Annotated in this window: 12 protein-coding genes, 1 tRNA gene and 1 other RNA gene; 6 read left to right on the top strand and 8 right to left on the bottom strand. The window is 69.0% G+C overall.

Annotated features, from left to right (window positions below):
- Positions 1 to 157: 157 nt before the first annotated feature.
- The 6 genes from HMPREF9056_RS12165 to mfd form a co-directional block, all read right to left on the bottom strand.
- Positions 158 to 703 (bottom strand): DUF501 domain-containing protein, encoded by a 546-nt coding sequence (locus HMPREF9056_RS12165; protein ID WP_009747038.1) that lies wholly within the window; start codon positions 701 to 703, stop codon positions 158 to 160.
- Positions 700 to 1,404, bottom strand: a complete 705-nt coding sequence (locus HMPREF9056_RS12160) for a septum formation initiator family protein (protein WP_009747037.1) — start codon at positions 1,402 to 1,404, stop codon at positions 700 to 702. Before HMPREF9056_RS12160 ends, HMPREF9056_RS12165 begins: the two co-directional genes overlap by 4 nt.
- Positions 1,405 to 1,611: 207 nt before the next feature.
- The gene (gene eno / locus HMPREF9056_RS12155) at positions 1,612 to 2,898 is read right to left on the bottom strand and encodes a phosphopyruvate hydratase (protein ID WP_009747036.1); all 1,287 of its coding nucleotides are present in this window, start codon (positions 2,896 to 2,898) and stop codon (positions 1,612 to 1,614) included.
- Between the two features lie 200 nt (positions 2,899 to 3,098).
- Entirely contained in the window at positions 3,099 to 3,920 is an 822-nt protein-coding gene (locus HMPREF9056_RS12150; protein WP_034514541.1) for a hypothetical protein, read from the bottom strand.
- Positions 3,921 to 4,328: 408 nt separating this feature from the next.
- Positions 4,329 to 5,372 (bottom strand): Fe2+-enterobactin ABC transporter substrate-binding protein, encoded by a 1,044-nt coding sequence (gene fepB / locus HMPREF9056_RS12145; protein ID WP_009747033.1) that lies wholly within the window; start codon positions 5,370 to 5,372, stop codon positions 4,329 to 4,331.
- 146 nt (positions 5,373 to 5,518) lie between these two features.
- Positions 5,519 to 8,758 carry a transcription-repair coupling factor gene (gene mfd, locus HMPREF9056_RS12140; protein WP_009747032.1) on the bottom strand — a complete coding sequence of 1,080 codons (3,240 nt, stop codon included), beginning with the start codon at positions 8,756 to 8,758 and terminating at the stop codon, positions 5,519 to 5,521.
- A 111-nt stretch (positions 8,759 to 8,869) separates the two neighbouring features.
- Between mfd and HMPREF9056_RS12130 the strand changes: the two genes are divergently transcribed.
- Positions 8,870 to 9,376, top strand: coding sequence for a carbonic anhydrase (locus HMPREF9056_RS12130; RefSeq protein ID WP_009747031.1), 507 nt, complete (start codon positions 8,870 to 8,872; stop codon positions 9,374 to 9,376).
- Positions 9,377 to 9,555: 179 nt separating this feature from the next.
- On the opposite strand, the gene ffs is transcribed toward HMPREF9056_RS12130, so the two are convergent.
- Positions 9,556 to 9,650: signal recognition particle sRNA small type (gene ffs / locus HMPREF9056_RS13870), an RNA gene on the bottom strand.
- Between the two features lie 251 nt (positions 9,651 to 9,901).
- On the opposite strand from ffs, the gene HMPREF9056_RS12125 reads away from it, so the two are divergent.
- From HMPREF9056_RS12125 to HMPREF9056_RS12110, 4 genes are all read left to right on the top strand, one after another.
- Positions 9,902 to 9,989 (top strand) — tRNA-Ser (locus HMPREF9056_RS12125).
- A gap of 222 nt (positions 9,990 to 10,211) precedes the next feature.
- Positions 10,212 to 10,757 carry a septum formation family protein gene (locus tag HMPREF9056_RS12120; protein ID WP_253270041.1) on the top strand — a complete coding sequence of 182 codons (546 nt, stop codon included), beginning with the start codon at positions 10,212 to 10,214 and terminating at the stop codon, positions 10,755 to 10,757.
- Between the two features lie 350 nt (positions 10,758 to 11,107).
- The gene (locus HMPREF9056_RS12115) at positions 11,108 to 11,692 is read left to right on the top strand and encodes a septum formation family protein (RefSeq protein ID WP_034514539.1); all 585 of its coding nucleotides are present in this window, start codon (positions 11,108 to 11,110) and stop codon (positions 11,690 to 11,692) included.
- 254 nt (positions 11,693 to 11,946) lie between these two features.
- Positions 11,947 to 12,417, top strand: coding sequence for a septum formation family protein (locus HMPREF9056_RS12110; RefSeq protein ID WP_009747024.1), 471 nt, complete (start codon positions 11,947 to 11,949; stop codon positions 12,415 to 12,417).
- A 14-nt stretch (positions 12,418 to 12,431) separates the two neighbouring features.
- On the opposite strand, the gene HMPREF9056_RS14800 is transcribed toward HMPREF9056_RS12110, so the two are convergent.
- Complete coding sequence (locus HMPREF9056_RS14800; RefSeq protein ID WP_009747023.1) at positions 12,432 to 17,630, bottom strand: acyl-CoA dehydratase activase-related protein; 5,199 nt, start codon at positions 17,628 to 17,630, stop codon at positions 12,432 to 12,434.
- Positions 17,631 to 18,119: 489 nt separating this feature from the next.
- On the opposite strand from HMPREF9056_RS14800, the gene HMPREF9056_RS12100 reads away from it, so the two are divergent.
- Positions 18,120 to 18,830 carry a TetR/AcrR family transcriptional regulator gene (locus HMPREF9056_RS12100; protein WP_009747021.1) on the top strand — a complete coding sequence of 237 codons (711 nt, stop codon included), beginning with the start codon at positions 18,120 to 18,122 and terminating at the stop codon, positions 18,828 to 18,830.
- Positions 18,831 to 18,888: the final 58 nt, after the last annotated feature.

Raw genomic sequence — 18,888 nt, 5'->3', positions numbered from 1 at the left:
GCGGGACGGGTGGGAGCGCGGTCGTGCCTGACGACTCCAACTCCTACCTTAAGGGGCCGCCGGGGCCGTCAGGCACGGCCATGAGGACGCGCAGGCGCCCGGCACATGATCGAGACTCTGGCGATCGAGGCCTTGCCGGCCGGCACGGTCCGGCCGGTCAGCAGAAGCAGCGCTCAGGATCCCACAGTCCGCGCTCGCGCAGAACCTCCAGGGTGCGGTCGCCGATCGGGTTGACGCCGGCTCCGGCCGCCAGGGCGTGCCCGAGCAGGGCGTGGAGGCACTTGACGCGAGTGGGCATGCCTCCGGCGGAGACGCCGTCGATCTCGGGGACCTTCCCGAGCTCGGCGCGGCGGGCCAGGTAGTCGGCGTGGGCGGCGGCGTAGGCCGCGGCCAGCTCCTCGTCGGCGGCGAGGCCCGCGTTGAAGGTCTCCATGAGGTGCTCGGCCTCGAGGGTGGAGCAGCCCTTCACGGCGGCCGGGTGCGTGAGGTAGTAGCTGGTCGGGAAGGGGGTGCCGTCGTCGAGACGCGGGGCGGTACGCACCACGGAGGGGCGTCCGCACACACAGCGGGCCGCGATGGACACGACGCCGCGCGGAACCCGGCCCAGCTGGTCGGCCAGGGCCTCGAGGTCGGCCGGCGTCACTGCCTGAGGCTCCTGCTCGAGGGCCTTGTCGGTCACCGGGTTCTCGGAGGCGGGGCTCATGGAGTCTCCTTGGTCTGCGGGGTGGGGGCCGGACTCGGCGAGGTCCTGGGCGGCTCCGACGGCGCCTGGCTGGGTGCTCCGGTGGGCAGGCCCTTCTCCGTGGGGTTGAGGGTCTTGCCGCCCGAGCCGTTCCTGGAGCCATCCTGCGAGGCGCCGTCGGCCTTGTCCTCGGACTGGCCTGCAGCCTGAGAGGACTCGCGCAGCGTCTGGTACCAGGGGGCGTCCTGGGGCCCCTGGGTGGCTCCACCGCTGGCGCCGGGCTGCTTGACGGAGTCGGCGCCGACGACGACGTAGCTGGTGTCGCCGGGCATGACGTAGCCGAGGCGCTCGCGCACCTGGGCGCGCACGTAGGTGTCGTCCTTCCACTGGGCCAGCTCGTTCTCCAGGGCGGTGGAGGTGTCGGAGGCCTCCTTGATCTTGGCCACGACAGCGTCGTACTGGGCCTGCTGGGACAGGTAGGCGCGCAGCGAGGTGAAGACGACGACGAAGGCCAGCAGGCACACGACCGCAAGCGTGACGACTCGGGGAGGAAGGACCCGCTCGGGCGCCGTCGTCGGCAGCCCCTCGGGCTCGGAACCGGCCGAGCCCGATGCCGACCCGGTCGAGGAGGCCGCCCGCTCAACCGGAACCTGGCGGGGTCGGGCGCCGCGGGCGACGCGGCGCGTCCCGGACTTGCTGGAGGTGGGGCGGCGCGGAGTCATACGGGCATCCTGCCTCACCAGGGGCCGCGCGAGAGCGCACCCCACCGGGCGCGTTGCTCACGCTCCGGGCTGGCGCCGGTCCCAACCGCACCACGGACAGCGCTTCGAGGCGGACGGGAGAACCCGTCCGCCCCGAAGCGGGAGCGTGCGCCGTCGTCGAACTGCTGCGTCAGTCAGCTGCTCGACGGCGGGAGGCCGCCTTCAGGCTCAGGCCTGGAAGCGGGGGAAGGCGCCGGCGCCGGCGTAGACCGCGGCGTCGCCGAGGGCCTCCTCGATGCGCAGGAGCTGGTTGTACTTGTTGACGCGCTCGCCGCGGGCGGGGGCGCCGGTCTTGATCTGGCCGGAGTTGGTGGCCACGGCCAGGTCGGCGATGGTGACGTCCTCGGTCTCACCGGAGCGGTGGGAGGTCATGGACTTGTAGCCGGCGCGGTGGGCCATCTCGACGGCCTCGAGGGTCTCGGTCAGGGAGCCGATCTGGTTGACCTTGACCAGCAGGGCGTTGGCGGCGCCGAGCTTGATGCCCTTGGCGAGGCGCTCGGGGTTGGTGACGAAGAAGTCGTCGCCGACGAGCTGGACCTTGTCGCCGATCTTGTCGGTCAGGGCCTTCCAGTCGTCCCACTCGTCCTCGGAGAGCGGGTCCTCGATGGAGACGATCGGGAAGTCCTTCACGAGCTTCTCGTAGTAGTCGACCATGAAGGCGTTGTCGCGGGCCTCGCCCTCGAACTGGTAGGTCTTGGTCTTCTCGTCGAAGAACTCCGAGGAGGCGACATCCATGGCCAGGGCCACGTCCTTGCCGGGCTTGTAGCCGGCCTTCTCGATGGCCTCGACGATGAGCTCGAGGGCCTCGCGGTTGGAGTCGAGGTTGGGGGCGAAGCCGCCCTCGTCGCCCAGGCCGGTGGACAGGCCGCGCTCCTTCACGACCGCCTTGAGGGCGTGGTAGACCTCGGCGCCCATGCGCAGGGCCTCACGGAAGGTGGGGGCACCGATCGGGGCGATCATGAACTCCTGGATGTCCACGTTGGAGTCGGCGTGGGAGCCGCCGTTGAGGATGTTCATCATGGGCACGGGCAGGATGTGGGCGTTGGGGCCGCCGACGTACTGGAACAGGTCCAGGCCGGCGGACTCGGCGGAGGCCTGGGCGGCGGCCAGGGAGACACCGAGGACGGCGTTGGCGCCGAGCTTGCCCTTGTTGGGGGTGCCGTCGAGCTCGATCATGAGCTGGTCGAGGCCACGCTGGTCGGCGGCGTCGAAGCCGATGATCTCGGGGGCGATGACGTCGTTGACGTTGTCGACGGCCTTCTCGACACCCTTGGCGCCGTAGCGGTCCTTGTCACCGTCGCGCAGCTCGACGGCCTCGAAGGCACCGGTGGAGGCGCCCGAGGGGACGGCGGCGCGAGCGGAGGCACCGTCCTCCAGGAGGATCTCGACCTCGAGGGTCGGGTTGCCACGGGAGTCGAGGATCTCGCGGGCGTGAACGTTCTCGATGAGGGCCACTTGGTGCTCCTTGCTGAGGGGATCGTGATGAGGTCGACGGCGTCGGGCACACTCGCGCGCGACTGCCGAATGCAGGCTCAGCCTAGCGGGCCCGCCATCGCACCACGAGGGCCATGGTCCTGAGGAATGCACGGTGTTCACGCCCGGCGAGAAACTCTGGACGACGGCGCGGTGTCGGTTCCGACGGTTCTCTGCTGGCCCTACTGGCCGCCACCCTCGGACTGGTCGGCGCCCTGACCACCCCCGCCGGCACCGCCGTCGGCCTGGCCGGGCTGCGCAGCGCCGTCGGTCTGCCCCTCGGCCTGGCCGGAGTCAGCGGGCTGCTCAGCTCCCTCCTGTGGGAGGGGCTGCTGGCCGCCCTGCTGGGGAGCCTGCTGTTGAGGAGCCTGCTGTTGACCACCTTGTTGGGGGACCTGCTGCTGTTGGGGCTGCTGCTGACCACCGCCCTGTTGCGGAGCCTGCTGCTGCCGGGGGTCCTCCTGGGTCCACCACTGCGGAGCCTTGTCGGGGTAGCGCGGGGAACGGTCTCCGGTGAGCGAGGCGCGCAGCCTGCTCAGGTCGGCGACGATAGCCTGTGTCTGGTTCTGGTCCTGCTGCTGACGAAGCTGGTTGAACAGGATGTTCGCCCGCAGGTAGGTCATGGTGCTCGCCTGACGCGGCTCGAAGCCCAGCTGCTCCTTGGCCAGCTGCACGATCTCCGCGTCGGTGACGGTGATGCCGTGAGCCTGGGCGACCTCCGCGATGATGGGGGCCTCGATGAGGGCGCCGGCGATGTCCAGCCGCGTCGGGGTCTTGCGCTCCTGATCCGTCGGCTGACCAGGTTTGGGCTCCATGTCCTTGGCGACGACGTCGATGTCCTTCTCGGTCACGACGATGGAGTGGCTCGCACCGTCCAGACCGGTGAACGTCATATCGGCGGCCTGGCCCGGACGGCCGGAGCAGCCCGCGAGCGCCCCGACGGTGAGAAGAAGTGCAGCGCCGGCGGCGAGGACGCGCGTGCGTGCGGTGAGGCTTCGGGTCACGGTCTGCTCCTGGAGAGGACGACGCCGGAGGGCGACGTGGTGTCACAACGTTGCTGGCCTCAGACCCTACCGTTCCGCCCCCGACGACGCACGCAGCCCGTACAGCCGGCACCACCCGGCCGTCACTCGTACCCATGCCCATAACGCCATCTCTTGATAGGAGTGAGACGCCGAACCCCGGACATCTTGTGCCGGTTGCATGACGTCTGCTCGCATCTGGCCGCTTGGGTTGATACGTGTTGAGCTCTCCTCGACACCCCTCACGGATTCCAGCGCAGGCGAGAACGTCCACCCCAGATAAATCCACGCCACCTGACCTTGAACAGTTCCAGCAACCGTCACACAGCCACAGCACCTACATCAAGGCATGCCCAGAGAGTGAAGCGGTCACAGGCCTCCGTCCGGGGCTCAGCCCTTCTTGTAGCTCTCCTTGAGGGAGTCGAGCATGATGATGGCGGAGTAGTAGTCGAGGCGGAAGGTGGAGGCCGGGGTGTAGGCCACCCGCCCCTGGGTCACCTGGGTCGCGGTGGAGAAAGTCGGGTCGTCGGCGACCTTCTGGCGGCTGGCACTGTCTGCGGCGACGATCACCCAGTTGTCACCAGGCAGCCCCGCCTGGACATTCTCGTTGGACAACTTGACGATGTCCTGCCGCTGCCCCTTGGAGGTATCGCCCTTCACCTCCTCGGGGATGTCGGCCATGGTGAACCCGAGAGAGGTCAGGATCTGAACCTGGGGAGACTCCGCGGTCAGGGCCGCGGCGCCACCGCCACCACCGCCGTAGACGATGAAGGCCGATGTCGTCCCCTCGGGAACAGTGATGGCCCCCTTGGTCGCAGACACGTGCGCGTCGTAGTCGGCGATCACCGTGTCCGCCTGCTGCTCGTTCCCTGTGGCCTGACCGATGGTGCGGGTGACGTCCTGCCAGGAGCGCCCGGTGTAGTCGACGACCAGGACCGGTGCGATGTCACGCAGCTGCTCGACCTGATCAGCCGCCGAGTCGCCACCGCTCTTAGCCACAACGATGAGGTCCGGCTCGTAGCCGGCCACCTTGGTGATGTCAACCGACTTGATCTCGTAGAGCTTCTCCACCTTCTGCTTCTTAGCCGCATCAGACCACTGGACGAAGAAGCCGGAATCGTCACTCAGGCCGTCGGTGTTAGGAGCCGTCACGGCTGAGGCCACCACTGGGGCTCCCACCGCCAGCAGCGAGCCGGTCAGGGCAATGGAGGTGGACACGATGCGCTGGGGCTTCGAGGAAAGGGCGAGGTCGCCGTCGTCGGTCTTGACGGTGCGGGGCCATCCCTGGGATCCCGACGACGCCGAGCCGCTGGAGCCGGCCGAGCCTCTGCCGCCGGAGCGTCCGCACGCGGCCAGGCCCAGAGACACGACCCCGGTCAGGGTCGCGGCCAGGAGCCGCCGCCGTCCGATGACGAGACGTGGGAACGTATTCATCGCGGTCCTTCCCGTGGATGGCCTCACGACCAGAGGAGATCTGCGATCTCCCTCGCAATCGTGCTTTAAGTGTGCCTAACCTAAATCTGACTTCGCGGTGGGTCAACACACTGTCCAGTGGATGGGAGCCAGATAGGACCCGTCCGTCAGCGGCGTTTGCGGTAGGTGGTGGCCTCGGTCTCGTAGGCGGCATCGCCTTTGACGACGGCGTGCAGGAGCACCTCGGCCCACCGCACGACCTCCTCGCCGGACAGGGCCGCCCCACCCATGCGGTTGGTGCCCGGCGCAGGCACCACGATGGTGCGCGTGGCGGGCTTCAGCACGGTCCCCGGGTAGAGGCGCGTGACCTTCATACGCGCCGACTCGGGCAGGTCCACCGGGGCGAAGCGCACCGACTTGCCCTGGGCGACGATCTCACGCACCCCCAGCTCGGCGGCCAGGGCCCGCAGCCGCGCCAGCGCCGCCAGACGGGCGGTCGCCTCGGGCACCGGCCCGTAGCGGTCGGCCAGCTCCTCCAGGACGTCGTCGACCTGCTCGCCCGAGCGCGCCGCCGCGAACTTCGTGTACGCCTCCAGGCGTAAGCGCTCATGAGGGATGTAGTCCTCGGGGACGGTGGCGTCCACGGGCAGCTCGATGCGCAGCTCGACGTCCTCGTCGTCGCCCTCCTCGAACCCGACGGCATCGGCCCCGGCCTTCCCGGAACGGGCCAGGGCCTTCTTGTAGGCGGAGACGGCGTCGGAGACCATGCGCACGTACAGGTCGAAGCCGACCCCGGCGATGTGCCCGGACTGCTCGCCGCCCAGCAGGTTGCCCGAGCCGCGGATCTCCAGGTCCTTCATGGCCACCTGCATCCCGGCCCCCAGGTCGGTGTTGGTGGCGATGGTGCGCAAACGCTCCAGGGCCGTCTCGGTCAGCGGCTTGTCCGAGGGATAGAGGAAGTAGGCGTAGGCCCGCTCCCGGCCGCGCCCCACGCGCCCACGCAGCTGGTGGAGCTGGGACAGGCCCATGCGGTCGGCGCGGTCGACGATGAGGGTGTTGGCGTTGGACACGTCCAGCCCGGTCTCCACGATCGTGGTGCACACGAGCACGTCGGTCTCCTTGCGCCAGAAGGAGTCGATGACGGCCTCCAGCTGGTGCTCGTTCATCTGCCCGTGAGCGGTGGCCACGCGCGCCTCAGGGACCAGCTCGGCCAGACGCGCGGCGGTGGCGTCGATGTCCTCGACCCGGTTGTGGACGAAGAACACCTGCCCCTCACGCAGCAGCTCGCGGCGGATCGCGGCCGAGACCTGCTTGGTCTCGTAGGCGCCCACGTAGGTGAGGATCGGGTGGCGGTCCTCGGGCGGTGTCGCCAGGGTGGACATCTCGCGCAGGCCGGTGACCGCCATCTCCAGGGTCCGTGGGATCGGGGTCGCCGACATCGACAGGACGTCCACGTTGGTGCGCAGCGCCTTGAGGGTCTCCTTGTGCTCCACCCCGAAGCGCTGCTCCTCGTCGATGATGACCAGGCCCAGGTCCTTGAACCTCACCTGGCCGGTGATGAGCCGGTGGGTGCCGACAACGACGTCGACCGTTCCCTTCTCCAGGCCCTCAAGGATCTTGGCCGACTCGGCGGCGTCCTGGAAGCGGGACAGGGCCCCCACGGTCACCGGGAAGCCGGCGTAGCGCTCGGTGAAGGTCTCGGCGTGCTGGCTCACCAGCAGGGTCGTGGGCACCAGGACCGCGACCTGCTTGCCGTCCTGGACGGCCTTGAAGGCGGCGCGCACGGCGATCTCGGTCTTGCCGTAGCCGACGTCGCCGCACACGAGCCGGTCCATCGGCTGGGCCTTCTCCATGTCGGCCTTGACCTCGTCGATGGTGGAGAGCTGGTCGGGGGTCTCGGTGTAGGGGAAGGCCTCCTCCAGCTCGGTCTGCCAGGGGGTGTCGGGGCTGAAGGCGTGGCCGGTGGTGGCGGCGCGGGCGGCGTAGAGGCGCACGAGCTCACCGGCGATCTCGCGCACGGCCTTGCGGGCCTTGGACTTGGTCTTGGCCCAGTCGGCGCCGCCCATCTTGCTCAGGGCGGGGCTGTCGCCGCCGACGTACTTGGTGACCTGGTCCAGGGCGTCGGTGGGCACCAGGAGGCGGTCGCCGGGCTGGCCGCGCTTGGAGGGCGCGTACTCGATGACGAGGTACTCGCGGGTGGCCGACGAGCGGGCCCCGCCCACGGTGCGCCGGCTCAGCTCGATGAAGCGCCCCACCCCGTGCTGGGCGTGGACCACGAGATCCCCGGCATGCAGGGACAGGGGGTCCACCGAGCGGCGGGCGCGGCGGGCCACGAGAAGCTCGAGCTGGAGGCGCGGGGAGGTGGCGCCGACCATGGCAGTCAGGGCCTGGGCGGTGGTGTCGGCGGCGCGCGAGAGGGCCGCGGCCCCCATGGTGCGGGCCTGGAGATCCATGCGCTCGAGCTCGTCGACCGGCATGGAGCCGAGCGCTGCACCGGCCTCGGAGCCGGCCAGAGCGATGACGAGGAGGTCACGCAGCCGGGCCAGCAGGTCCTCGACGAAGCGACGAGGATCGTGCCCGGAGGAGACGACCCGGTCGACCACCCGGAAGACGCCTGCGCCGTCGGAGGCGGCGATCGCGTCGACGCACTGGTCGAGCATCGTGGTGTCGGTGTAGCCCAGCAGGGCGACGGCCCGCTGGTAGTCCACACCGCCGTCGTGCGCCCCGCCGATGAGCTGGTCCATGACGGAGAGGGTGTCGCGCACGGAGCCACCACCGGCGCGCACCACGAGGGGGAAGACGCCGGGGCCGATCTCGACGCCCTCGGCCCGGCACAAGTGGCCGAGGTAGCCCTCGAGGATGTCGGGCGGGACGAGGCGGAAGGGGTAGTGGTGGGTGCGCGAGCGGATGGTGCCGATGACCTTCTCCGGCTCGGTGGTGGCGAAGATGAACTTCACGTGCGCGGGCGGCTCCTCGACGAGCTTGAGCAGCGCGTTGAAGCCCTGCGCGGTGACCATGTGGGCCTCGTCGAGGATGAAGATCTTGTAGCGGTCGCGGGCCGGGGCGAAGGCGGCGCGCTCGCGCAGGTCTCGGGCGTCGTCGACGCCGTTGTGGCTGGCGGCGTCGATCTCGACGACGTCGAGGCTGCCAGGGCCGCCGGTGGCCAGGTCCCGGCAGGAGGAGCAGGTGCCGCAGGGGGTGTCGGTGGGGGCCTGGGCACAGTTGAGGCAGCGGGCCAGGATGCGCGCCGACGTCGTCTTGCCGCAGCCGCGCGGGCCGGAGAAGAGATAGGCGTGCGTGACGCGGTCGGCCCGCAGCGCCGCCATGAGCGGAGCGGTGACGTGGTCCTGCCCGATGACCTCCTGGAAGGTGTCGGGGCGGTAGCGGCGGTACAGAGCGGTGGTCACGACCCGAGCCTAATCGGCCGGGCCGACCCCGTGCGAGGCAGCGAGCGACTCAAGCACCATCTGGCACGATGGGAGGACTGACCCGTCGTCGGCGAAGGAAACGGAGGAACCATGTCTGTCACCGAGGCTCTTCTCACCCGCAATTCCGACCACTCGGCCGAGGTCCGCGCCCATGGTGGGCTGGCGACCAAGGGCGCGCAGAAGGTAGCCGTCGTCGCGTGCATGGACTCGCGCGTGGATGTCTTCGCAACCTTGAGGCTGGCACCGGGCGAGGCCCACGTCATCCGCAATGCCGGCGGTGTCGTCACCGAGGACACGATCCGCTCCCTGACGATCAGTCAGCGGCTGATGGGCACCGAGGAGATCATCCTCATCCACCACACCGACTGCGGCATGCTCTCCTTCACCGATGACGGGCTCTGCCGCACCCTGGAGGAGGAGACCGGCACGCGGCCGACCTGGGAGCCGGGGACCTTCACCGACCTGGCCGATGACATACGCCGATCAGTCACCCGCATCAAGTCCTCACCATTCGTCCCCCACACCGACGCCGTACGCGGCTTCATCCTGGACCTGGCCACCGGCCGCCTGGAGGAGGTCGACGGCGTCAAGGCCTGATCATCGGACCTACTCCACGATCCCCAGCCCCCACTGGCTGAGGGTTAACCGCACTCCACGAATCCCTCACCATCGTGGAGTGCCGCTATATGCCGACCAGTAGTGTCTAACGGTCGTGCAGTACAGGACGGCCGGGACCGGACGGAGGCCATCGCCCCCTCCTCCCCATCGCCTGGGCATGTGAGGACCCCTCGCGCACCCGCCAGAGCCTGCTTACCCTTGCTACCTTCCGGTCCTGGGGGATTCACTGGATGACGCCGCACGAGGGGCCGAGCGAGAGACTACCCGATCCGGCCCCCGGTTGCGAACCGGCCCCAACAGGCCCCTCCCACCCCCGCCCGAGCTCGAGGACGCACCGTAGGGCTCGCGGACTTCCCTGGGAGGTAGTGCGTGCGTCCGCGCGGAAGCCGGCGCCGCCAAACCAGCCTCGCGTGACAGATCCCACCGCCCCGGGCTGGCACCGACGATGGGCGGTCCGATATATTCCTTTCTCGTTGCACGCGGTTGTCGCCGTGTGGAGCACCTGGAGGATTCGCCTAGTGGCCTATGGCGCACGCTTGGAAAGCGTGTTGGGTGCAAGCCCTCGGGGGTTCGAATCCCCCATCCTCCGCCACCACCCCCGGGATCCACGAGACCCCGGGGCTTTTCGTTTCCGCCCCTACCGCCTCCTCTTGACTCTTCTTCCCCGGCAGGCCGCCGATTGGTACCTCTCCCCATCGACGCCTCGCGCACCTTCTGCCACGGTTAGCCCATGCGCAAGACATCCTCTGCACTCATCGCACTCCCGACCGCACTCCTCCTCGCACTCAGCCTCAGCGCCTGCGATGAAGACGCAGTGAGCACCACTCCCACAGACTCCTCGTCATCGAGCAGCTCCGACTCATCGCCTTCCTCGAAGGACAAGGAGTCGCAGGACTCCAAGGACTCCGACGACGCCTCGGCCGCACCGTCCTCAAAGTCCAGCGCCTCCTCGAAGGCCGGCGCCTCCCCCAGTGCCACCGCCGACCCCAGGACCGTCGACATCAACGACCTCCAGGCCGGCGACTGCATCTCCGACGTCGCCACCGACACCCAGGACAGCCAGAAGGTGGCCACCGAGGCCACCGTCGTTGACTGCTCAACGCCCCACAAGTACGAGATGCTCGGAACCGGCGACTCCACGGCCACCACCTTCGCCGAGGCCGACACCACCGCTGAGATCTCCAAGATCTGCGAGCCGCTGATGAACAGCTACGTCGGATCCCCCTCCAAGGCCAGCAGCTACAAGATCCTCGGAGTCACCCCGTCACAGGAGTCCTGGGACCAGGGCGACCGCACCTTCGTGTGCCTGGCCCAGAACGCGGATAAATCCCCATTGAACAATTCCATCAAGAACTCCTAGTCTGTCCTCGTCGGACAGGACGCAGGATCTCAAGAGGCGGGCGGGCCGCCATCCGAGCACAACGGCTCACCCTTTGTTTCTCCTCGTATCAGCCGTCCTGCCACCCACTCCGGCCGGGTGGCGACTCTCCGTCTCTCCGTCTCATGTCGCCACCCGGTCCTTATCCCGGATTTTTCAGCCGGCCCCAGTCCGCGGCCAAGTGAGCCTCGATGACGCCGCAGGCGCGCCGGAGGACGAGAGCGGATCTCAGATCATGATTGGCAGGGACTATCATTCACGAGCCATGCCACATCACCGATCGGGGATCTTTCCCCATCGACAGGGCTGGACACCTTTGCCAGCATGGATTCATGCGCCTGAAGACTTCTGCTCTTATCGCACTTCCCTCCGCCCTCCTGCTCGCGCTCAGCCTCAGCGCCTGCGGCAAGGAGACGGCGACCACCGCATCCACGGGCTCCTCGCCGTCGAGCACCGCAGGCTCATCAGCATCCTCGACGGACAAGGCCACTCGGAACAACTCCGATGGCGCCTCGGCCGGTTCCAGCAGCGGAGCAGACAACGCCAGAACCGTGAGCATCCACGATCTTAAGACCGGTGACTGCTTGTCCAAGATGGGCCCTGAGTCCACCGACGGGGGACAGAGCACCGCGAAGGCCACGGTCGTCGATTGCACAGCACCTCACCAGTTCGAGATCGTCGGGGAGGCCGAGTCCACCGCCACCAGCCTCTCCGAAGCGACAGCCCCGCAAGCAATCGTTGACACATGCCAGCCCGTACTTGAGACCTATGTCGGTTCCACCAAGCAGGCCGCCGGGTACAGGGCCGGCTCACTGAACCCCAACCAGTCCAGCTGGGACCAAGGTGACCACACGCTTACCTGCTTCCTGCAGGCTCCGGATGACAACCCACTGAACAAATCCGCCAAAGACTCCTAGCGCAGCCCTATCAAGCAGGATTCGAGGAGTCATCCAGAAGAGGGTCCACCGCGCGACGATATCGGCTCAACTCTTGACTTTTCAGGCACTCATCGACCTGCACCCACTCCGGCCGGGTGGTGACTCTCCGTCTCTCCGTCTCATGTCGCCACCCGGTCCTTATCCCAGATTTTTTCAGCAGCCTCCCCACCTGCGACCAGAACCCCTCGGAAAACCGGCACAATCCCGCCATTCCGACTGTTACGGTTCGGTACATGCGCACCCTGACCACGCTCCTTGCTCTCCCAGTCGCCGCCCTCACCATGGGGCTGTCCTCCTGCAGCCTGTTCTCCTCGGGCACCACTACCGCCACCAAGGACCTCGAGGTCGGAAAGTGCTACAACACCGTGAGTGACAAGGCCGGTGGGGACCACCCCGTCGGCGAGGTCACCGTGGTGGACTGCGCCAAGGCCCACACCTACGAGGTCGTCGCACAGACCACCTTCCCCAAGGACGTCGACAAGCTCCCCAGCGCGGACTCGATCAAGTCCCTGGGACAGGGCTTCTGCCAGGGCGAGGACTTCACCAAGTACGTCGGGGTCGACGCCGGCAGCTCCAGCTACCAGATCGAGTACCTCTCCCCCAGCGACGACACCTGGGCCACGGGCGACCGCAAGATCAGCTGCGTCGTCGCCCAGGGGGACAAGTCACAGGTCAAGGGCTCGGCCAAGGACTCCAAGAAGTAGCCCCACCGGTTCCCTCAGCGGCTGCGGGCCCAGCTCCGTTGACGGCGGCGTTCCGCCCCGGCAACATCCGGGGACGACGGTGTCCCGTCGCCCGCCGGCCCGAGTCCCGCCAGCAGCTCCTCACCTACAGCGCGACCGGTCACGTGGGTCTGCTGCTCGCCTCCGACCACTGAGGCATCGGCCCCAGTGCTCTCCTGCGCCATGAGGGCGGTGGAGATCATGAGCTTGATGCGGTTGAGCTGGTTGACCTCGCTGGCGCCGGGGTCGTAGTCGATGGCCACGATATTGGCCTGGGGGTAGCGGCGTCGGACCTCGCGGAACATGCCCTTGCCCACCACGTGGTTGGGCAGGCAGGCGAAGGGCTGGCAGCACACGATGTTGGGCACGCCGTGCTCGATGAGCTCGATCATCTCGCCGGTGAGCAGCCAGCCCTCCCCGGCCTGGTTGCCCAGGGAGAGCACCGTCGAGGCCTTGCGGGCCAGCTCGACCGTGGAGGGCTCGATATCGAAGGTGCCGCCGGCGGCGCGCAGGGCGGCGCGGGCCGGGGCCTGGAGCTGCTCGATGAACCACACGGCCGCCTTCTTCTTGGCCACACCCTCCTTGCCGATGCCGTAGGCGTCCGCCTCCCACTGGGCGGTCACCAGCCCGGACAGGAAGAAGGGCAGGAGCCCGGGGACGGCCGCCTCGCAGCCCTCGGCCTCAATGACGTCGATGACGTGGTTGTTGGCGTCGGGCTGGAACTTCACCAGGATCTCGCCGACGACGCCGACGCGCGGGCGCCGGGGCTCATCGCGCCGGGGAAGGTCGTTGAACTCGCGGACCATCTCGCGCAGGAGGCGGCGGTAGCCGATGCGCCCGCCCCAGGTGGGGCAGCGGCCCTTGTGCTCGAAGTACTCGGCGATGATGCGGTTCCAGCGATCGACGAGCTCCTGGGTGGAGCCTTCGACCACCTCGTAGGGGCGCACCCGCAGCAGGCAGGTGTTGAGGGTGTCGCCGATGATGATGCCCTGGAGCATCTTGAGTCCCATAGTGGCAGTCAGCTCGAAGCCCGGGTTGGACTCGATGCCCTGCAGGGAGATCGCCACGACCGGCACCTGCGGGTAACCGGCCTCGCGCAGGCCCTTGCGCAGCATGGCGGCGTAGTTGGTGGCCCGGCAGATGCCGCCGGTCTGGGAGATGGCCACGACGCAGGAGTCCGGGTCGTGGCTGCCGTCGGTGAAGGCGCCGATGAGCTGGCCGATGACCATGATGGCGGGGAAGCAGGCGTCGTTGTTGACGTAGCGCAGGCCCACCTCGAGGTCGTCACGGGTGGCGGACTCCAGCAGCTCGACCTTGTAGCCAAGGCGCTGCATGAGCGGCTCGAGGGGCCGGAAGTGCACGGGGCTCATCTGGGGCATGAGAATGGTGTGGGTGGCGCGCATGGCCTCGGTGAAGACCGGGCCGGTGGCCCCCGGCAGCTCCCGCCCTCCGACGGCGCCGCTCGCCTCGCTCCGGTCGGCCGTCTCCTCAGCAGCCCGGCCAGTCATCGCAGTAGATCTTTCGGCGGGAGCGGTCGTGTCGATCTCGACGGTGTCGTCGACAGTGCCGTCGGCCTCGTCGCCAGCCTCCCTGACGGCCTCCTCGGCGTGAGCCGTCTTCTCCGCGGCGCGGGCCTGGGAGGCGGCGGCCAGGGAGCGCAGGCGGATGGTGGCGGCGCCGAGGTTGGAGACCTCGTCGATCTTGAGGCTCGTGTAGACCCCTCCGGCGGACTCCAGGATCTCCTGGACCTGGTCGGTGGTCAGGGCGTCGACGCCGCAGCCGAAGGAGTTGAGCTGGACGAGCTCGAGGTCGTCGCGGGTGGTGACGAGCTCGGCGGCCTGGTAGAGGCGTGAGTGGTAGGCCCACTGGTCGCGCACCCGCAGGCGCCCGGTGACGCCCTGGGTGGCCACGGGCTTGGGCGTGGGCAGGCCGACGCCGGTGACGTCGGACCAGTCGGCGGGCGCCTGCGGGTCGGGACGGAATTCGTCCACCCGGCGGCGCAGCGCGGCCACGGCCCGGCTGAGCGCCCCGGTGGCGACGGCGTGCTCGGCGCCGTCGCCGGGGTCGGGGGCCTGGTCCGTACCGGGTGACGAGCCGGCCTGGCGGGCGATGGCGGCCCAGTCGGTCTTCCTGGGCTTCTTGGGCCTGGCCGGCCTGGCGGGACGCCCTCCCGGCTCGGCCTCCCCGGGCCTGCCGGCCTTACCGGCATCCCCGGTCTCCTCGGAGGTCCCGGGCTTCCCGGCCCGCCCTGCGGTCGTGGTGGTCGCGACGTCGGATCCGCCGACGACCGGCCCGGTGCCGGCCTCGGAGACGCCCGGTTCCGGCGCCTCGGTGGCTGCGGTGTCGGGCTCGGGCAGGAGGGAGTCCTCGGACAGGACGGCCAGTCCCAGGGTGTTGATGACGTCGGGGACGCCGTGGTTGATCTCGGGGTCGATGTGGTAGGGCCGTCCGGCCAGGACGATTCCCTTGCGGTCGTTGTCCTCCATCCACCTCAGGGCGCGGCGGCCCTCGGCGCGCACGTCGGCCTTGAAGGCGGCGTCCTCGGCGAAGCCGGCGGCCACGGCCCGGCGGGCCTCGGGCAGGGTGACGTCCCAGTCGGCGAAGACCTCGACGAGCCGCTCGGCGAGCGTCGCGGGGTCGGCCAGGTTGAGGAAGGGGGAGAGCATGCGCACGCCCGAGCCTCCGGAGACCTCTTCAGCACCGTCGGGCCCTTCCTGCTGCCCGTCGCGCACGGCGTCGACGTTGTTGCGGATGACCTCGGGGTAGGTGGCCACGATCGGGCAGTTGAAGTGGTCGGCGGTGCCCTTGACCAGCTCGCGCTCGTAGAAGACGCAGGGGAACCAGATCGTCCTGATGCCCTTGGCGATGAGGGCCTCGATGTGCCCGTGGGCGAGCTTGGCGGGGTAGCAGACGTTCTCCGAGGGGATCGTGTCCATGCCGGACTCGAAGAGCTCGTGGCTGGAGCGCCCCGAGATCATGACGCGGAAGCCCAGTGAGGTGAGCACCGTGAACCACAGGGGGTAGTTCTCGTACATGCCCAGCACCCTGGGGATGCCGATGTCGCCGCGCGTGGCCGCACCCTTGAGCAGGCGCCGGTAGGAGAAGGCCCGCTTGTACTTGTAGTCGTAGAGGTTGGGCAGGTCGGACTTGGTGGCGCGCCGCTCCTGGGTGGCGCCCCGCTCGCAACGGTTGCCGGAGATGTGGCGCTGTCCGTCGTTGAAGGTGGTGATGGTCAGCTGGCAGTGGTTCTGGCACAGCTTGCAGGTGGCGGTCTCCGTGGTCAGGCTGAAGCGGGAGAGCTCACCCAGGCTCATGAGACCGGAGGGCACGCCGTCGTAGGTGGCCCGGGCGCTCAGGGCCGCGCCGAAGCAGCCCATGAGGCCGGCGACGTCGGGACGCACCACCTCCCGGCCGGTGAGCAGCTCGAAGGCCCGCAGCACCGCGTCATTGAGGAAGGTGCCGCCCTGGACCGAGACCCGCTCGCCGAGCTGGTCGGCGTCCTTGAGCTTGATGACCTTGTACAGGGCGTTGCGCACCACCGAGTAGGACAGGCCCGCACTGATCTCCCCCACGGTGGCCGACTCACGCTGGGCCTGCTTGACCGAGGAGTTCATGAACACGGTGCAGCGGCTGCCCAGGTCCACCGGCCGCTCGGCGTGCAGGGCGGCCTCGGCGAACTCACCGATCTCCAGCCCCATCGACCGGGCGAAGGTCTGCAGGAAGGAGCCGCAGCCGGCCGAGCAGGCCTCATTGACGCTGATGGAGTCGATGGCGTCGCCCTTGATGCGCAGGTACTTCATGTCCTGGCCGCCGATGTCGATGACCGAGGTGACCCCGGGGTTGAGGTAGGCCGCCGCCCGGTAGTGCGCCATCGTCTCGACGACGCCCTCGTCGATGCGCAGCGCCGCCTTGACCAGGGACTCCCCGTAGCCGGTGACGCAGGAGCGCACGATCCGCACGCCACCGGGCATCTCTCGATGGATGCGGCGCAGGATCTCCACGGCGGCCGTCACCGGATCGCCCTCGTTGCCGGCGTAGTGCTCCCACACGATGCGCCCGCGCCCGTCCAGGACGACGGCCTTGATCGTCGTCGAGCCGGCGTCGATCCCCAGGAAGCAGTCACCGTCCCGGAACTCTCCGCCCGACGCCGACGACGCACCGGGGGCCTCATCGTCGAGCTCGTCATCCTGGCCGCCCGGCTCTTTCTCAGCAGGCTCGTCGGGAACCGGCCAGTGGGCCCGCTCGATGTGCGCGCGGGCGTGACGCTCGCGGAAGGCCTCCAACTCAGCGGTGTCCTTGAACAGCGGGCGCATCCGGGAGGTCCCCAGGGACAGGGCCTTGCGAGTGGCCAGGCGGGTGGACAGCTCCGAGATCGGCGTCGGCTCGCCCGAGGAGAGCAGGGCGGCGCCGATGGCGACGTAGAGCTGGGCGTTGTCGGGGCATGTGAAGGAGTCGACCTGGTCCGCCAGGGTCCGCTCGAAGGCGGCGCGCAGCTGGGGCAGGAAGTGCAACGGCCCACCCAGGAACATGACGTGGCCGCGGATGGGGCGCCCGCAGGCCAGGCCCGCAATGGTCTGGGTGACGACGGCCTGAAGGACGGAGGCGGCCAGGTCCTCCCCCGCGGCTCCCTGGTTGATGAGCGGCTGGATGTCGGACTTGGCGAAGACACCGCAGCGCGAGGCGATGGGGTAGAGCGTCGCGTAGCGCGAGGCCAGGTCGTCCAGACCGGCGGCATCGGTGTGAAGGAGCTGGGCCATCTGGTCGATGAAGGCACCGGTACCGCCCGCACAGGTGCCGTTCATGCGCTGCTCGGGGGTGGGATGGAGGTAGGTGATCTTGGCGTCCTCACCACCGAGCTCGATGACGACGTCGGCCTGCGGATCGCATACGCGCACCGTCTCGGTCTCGGCAATGACCTCCTGGACGAAGGGCAGACCCATGAGCGTGGCCAGGGACAGCCCGGCACTGCCGGTGACCGCCCCGCGCACGACGGCGCCCGGATAGGCCCGAGCGACCTCGCCCAGCAGCCGGGTCAGCTCACCGCGCACGTCCGCGTTGTGGCGCCGGTACTCAGCAAACACCGGCGACACCGGACTCCCCGACATCGGGTCGGGCCGGGCACCCGCAGGCGCCTCGGGCAGACGCTCGGGGAGAAGGACCAGCTTGATGGTGGTCGAGCCGACGTCCAGCCCCATCCGCAGGACCGTGGTGCCGCCTGCCGGGGCACGACCGCCACAGCCCGGGTCTACCGGCTGCGCAGCCGGCCCCGTGGTCGCGGAGGAGGCAGACCTCCGCGAGATGGAGACAGGATCGGGAACGGACATGCTTCACCTCGGCGCGCGCCTACGCCGACCCCCTGTGAGCCGACGACGATGTGGGCTGGACCCCACCGTATCGAGGCGAACCATCAGTCTCAACGGTGTTGAAATGACCGTGCGACCCACCCTCCGCCGCCTCGACTTCTTGGCGCAATGACGGCCAGAAGCCCCTGCGGTTATGTGACGCCCACTCCGAGAATCTGAACAACGTTGAATATCGCACCGATAGACTTCCCTAAAAATAGGGCGACCGTCACACCCTCTCAGGTTCGCTGACCCCGAGCAAGTGCTGTGTTCTCCCGGAACTTCTCCGGTTTCTGCAGGGCTGGTCACCACGGGCAGCAGCGACACTCGTAATCTCCTGGAGTGACCAATGACGCCCTCAGCGCTCCGCAGCCGAGCGCCTCGCCCGAGGAGGTGAGGCTCGATCACCCCCGCCCTGGTCACACACGACGCCGAGGACCCCGCCGTCGACCGACGACCGGCAGCACCCAGACACCCTCCACGCGGGAGGCGATCCTGACCGCCGCGCGCGAGTCGTTCCTGGCCCAGGGCTACGAGAGCACGACGATCCGGGCAGTGGCCCGCACGGCCGGGGTGGACCCGGCACTCGTGTCGTACTACTTCGGTTCCAAGGGCGATCTGTTCGGGGCGGCCGTCAACCTGAGGGTACGGGCGAGCGAGGAGATCGCGGCCGCCGTGAGCGGGGACCTGCGCTCAGCCGGCCCCCGCCTGGTGAGGCTGTCACTGACCGCCTGGGACGATGCCGCCGGCGGGGCGACCTTCCGCACCTTGCTGCGGTGGATGGCCACGGACGTCAGCTCCCCGGAGGCGATCCAGAGCTACGCGACCGAGCAGATCGCCACACCCATGGCCGAGGCCCTCAAGCAGTCGGGTCTGTCGGGGATATCGGCACGAGAGAGGGCCACCCTGGCCGGGTCCCAGCTGGTGGGACTGGCCATGATCCGCTACGTGCTGCGCCTGGAACCCGTCGCAAGCGCCGGCGTCGACCATCTGGTGGAGGTCGTCGGGCCGACGATCCAGCACTACCTCACCGGCCCGCTGCGCCCCAGGTGAGCCACCCGGACCGAGGCGCAGCGGCTACCGTCAGTGTGATCACCCCAGTCAGCCCGGC

This window comes from Actinomyces sp. oral taxon 170 str. F0386 (genome assembly GCF_000195595.1).
Classification (GTDB): Bacteria; Actinomycetota; Actinomycetes; order Actinomycetales; family Actinomycetaceae; genus Actinomyces.
This window is presented reverse-complemented; position numbering and strand designations above follow the sequence as displayed.

What these genes read in the sequence shown, in the direction of transcription:
- HMPREF9056_RS12110 (WP_009747024.1), top strand. Translation starts at nt 11,947, where the DNA reads ATGCGCACCCTGACCACGCTCCTTGCTCTCCCAGTCGCCGCCCTCACC.
- fepB (WP_009747033.1), bottom strand. Translation starts at nt 5,372, where the DNA reads ATGAATACGTTCCCACGTCTCGTCATCGGACGGCGGCGGCTCCTGGCC.
- HMPREF9056_RS12130 (WP_009747031.1), top strand. Translation starts at nt 8,870, where the DNA reads ATGTCTGTCACCGAGGCTCTTCTCACCCGCAATTCCGACCACTCGGCC.
- HMPREF9056_RS12115 (WP_034514539.1), top strand. Translation starts at nt 11,108, where the DNA reads ATGCGCCTGAAGACTTCTGCTCTTATCGCACTTCCCTCCGCCCTCCTG.
- HMPREF9056_RS12160 (WP_009747037.1), bottom strand. Translation starts at nt 1,404, where the DNA reads ATGACTCCGCGCCGCCCCACCTCCAGCAAGTCCGGGACGCGCCGCGTC.
- HMPREF9056_RS12165 (WP_009747038.1), bottom strand. Translation starts at nt 703, where the DNA reads ATGAGCCCCGCCTCCGAGAACCCGGTGACCGACAAGGCCCTCGAGCAG.
- HMPREF9056_RS14800 (WP_009747023.1), bottom strand. Translation starts at nt 17,630, where the DNA reads ATGGGGCTGGACGTCGGCTCGACCACCATCAAGCTGGTCCTTCTCCCC.